The sequence below is a fragment of the Alphaproteobacteria bacterium genome (genome assembly GCA_015231795.1).
Taxonomy (GTDB): domain Bacteria; phylum Pseudomonadota; class Alphaproteobacteria; order Rhodospirillales; family WMHbin7; genus WMHbin7.
On record JADGAX010000005.1, the window covers coordinates 1 to 2,145 of the forward strand.

A 2,145-nucleotide genomic window follows, 5' to 3' on the forward strand; every position below is an offset into this window, starting at 1 on the left:
ATTGGCGCAGCGCCGAAGCCTACAAGGCCGAGTTTGAGAAGCGGCAACGAGAGGCTATGAAATCGGCGGATGAGACACGAAAAACCGATCCAGGCAGGCGCGGCGTGATTTCGACCAACCCGGAGAATCCGGCTTATCCCGACAGGGGGAACTTCGCCGAGAAGCTCTGGGGGCGGCAGAGCCAGAATCAGGGCAGGAAAATTCCCGATCTGACGGCGGATCAGCAGGCGACACGCGACACCTTGCTCAAGGTCAGAAATCAAGGGAAGAATCTTGGGCACGAGAATTCCAGCCGGATGCTCGACCATTATCTAAACGGCAATGGCGAGCCTATCACCCTGGACAAGGATTGGGTGCGCCAGCACCCGCCCGTCAAGGAAGGGGAAGTAAAAAGCCAGAAGCATTTTGAGGATTGGCTGACAGGGGTGCGCGGAGATAAGTCTGGGTTTGGCAATGTCAAAGACTGGCTTGCCAGTGGCAAACCAACGTTGGAAGTCAAAGGTATGCAGTGGGATGGTGCTGCCAACAATCCTGTCTGGAAAATGGATGACAAAAGCAACACGCTGGGCGGTCTGACGGTCAAGGGAGAGGGCGACCTTAAACTTGAACGTAAAGGCAATGACGTCTTTGTCACCGGAACAATCGATCAACATGCGCGGGATGACTATGACTTCAAGAAGGATGGTCAAAACAATGAGTGGCTGCCCCAAGGCATTCTTGGCGGTAACGCCACCATGACCAGACAACAAATTACCGAAATGGAAATGGCGGGGGGCGCGAAAGCGTTCGAAATCAATACAGACCGCTGGACAAAAGTTTTGGAAGGTCGTTTGAAGTTGGACAGTCGCGGCAATATCATCGGCTCGCAATTCGTGTGGAAGGAGGTTGCGCCTTCAGATAAAATGCGCGAATGAAGTGGAAGCGCAACATCCTGCTAAGCCTGCTCGCCATCGCCATTTGGGCGGTGGCGACAGCCGGTTCCCTGTTCTGGTTCAACTGGTGGATACGCAATTCCTGGACGCGGACGTATCCCATCTGTCACGACGGCGATGCGCTCGTCGAGTTCACGCAGCCGATGACGGATGAGGCTTTCGAGATTTATGCACACTACATGTTGCTGGATAGCAGCGAGTATGTTCGTGTTGTGAATCGTTCCGTCTTCTCAAAGAGATGGTATTGGCTATTCGGGGATGGGGAGCATCTTCAAATTACTGGGCTAATGAACGACCAACTCGCCAGGGCACGCGGCCTGAAGGAAAACAGGGATATTCACTGTCGTGAAATTGCCAGAATGGGCATGGTAAGCGAAGATGGCTGGTACACGTCAGGCTACTACCCGCCCAATTGGGTGCGAGACAATCTGCAACAGATTTCGTTCGATGTCCTCAAAGAGCGCTTCGGCGATTACACCCCCTTCGGTGAATTTCTCAAACGCTTCGAACTCTCCGATAACGAACCTAAGCCGTGAACTTAAAGCGCAAAATTCTATTCGGCTTGGCCGCCATCGCCATGTGGGCGGTGGCGGTGGGTTCTTCCCTGTTTTGGTTCAATTGGTGGCTGCGTTTCGGATCGACTAGGATTTATCCGGTTTGCCAGAGCAGCTACGGATACATTGAGTTCACAACCCCTCTGACTCCGGAAGCCAACGCCCTTTTTCAAAGCATCATGCGGAGGTGGACGGAAAAGTATGTTCGGATCGAGGAAGAGAAGGTGATCGCCAAGAATTGGTACTGGCTGTTCGGCGAAGCCGAGTTGGTGCAGCGGACAAATTATTTTTTGGAAGAACTTGCCAAATCTCAGGGACTTGATCCAGACGAGTATGTTTTTTGCAGACACCTGGCCAAAATAGGAACTTCTGTCCATCCCCTGGATTATTTGGCAGAGAGTTATCCCAGCAACTTCACCCGCGACACGCTTGAGCCGCTGTCCTTCGGCGCTAGTTCGGAACGCGCGGGACATTTCACTGCTGTCGGTCGCTTCTATCAATGGCTAGGGCAAGTGACTGGGCAGACCGAATGGTAATTTTATAGCACCTTGTCAAACTCGGTCTGTTCACCCATTGCCATGCATGAAAATTGGGCGCGCCTGATCAACAGCACGCAGGATTTCGGCGGCATCATTCCCACCTTCAAGCGGCATGTCGAG

General features: G+C 53.0%; 3 protein-coding genes. All 3 read left to right on the plus strand.

The window, feature by feature from the left end; all coding sequences use genetic code 11:
• A partial coding sequence (locus HQL44_11340) for a hypothetical protein (GenBank protein ID MBF0269174.1) occupies positions 1 to 914 on the plus strand: 914 nt, incomplete at its 5' end.
• Positions 911 to 1,468 carry a hypothetical protein gene (locus HQL44_11345; protein ID MBF0269175.1) on the plus strand — a complete coding sequence of 186 codons (558 nt, stop codon included), beginning with the start codon at positions 911 to 913 and terminating at the stop codon, positions 1,466 to 1,468. The genes HQL44_11340 and HQL44_11345, both read left to right, overlap by 4 nt.
• Positions 1,469 to 1,494: 26 nt before the next feature.
• The gene (locus HQL44_11350) at positions 1,495 to 2,022 is read left to right on the plus strand and encodes a hypothetical protein (protein MBF0269176.1); all 528 of its coding nucleotides are present in this window, start codon (positions 1,495 to 1,497) and stop codon (positions 2,020 to 2,022) included.
• Positions 2,023 to 2,145 lie beyond the last annotated feature (123 nt).

Bases quoted from the DNA above. Each gene is read 5' to 3' on its own strand.
- HQL44_11345 (MBF0269175.1), top strand. From the start codon at position 911: ATGAAGTGGAAGCGCAACATCCTGCTAAGCCTGCTCGCCATCGCCATT.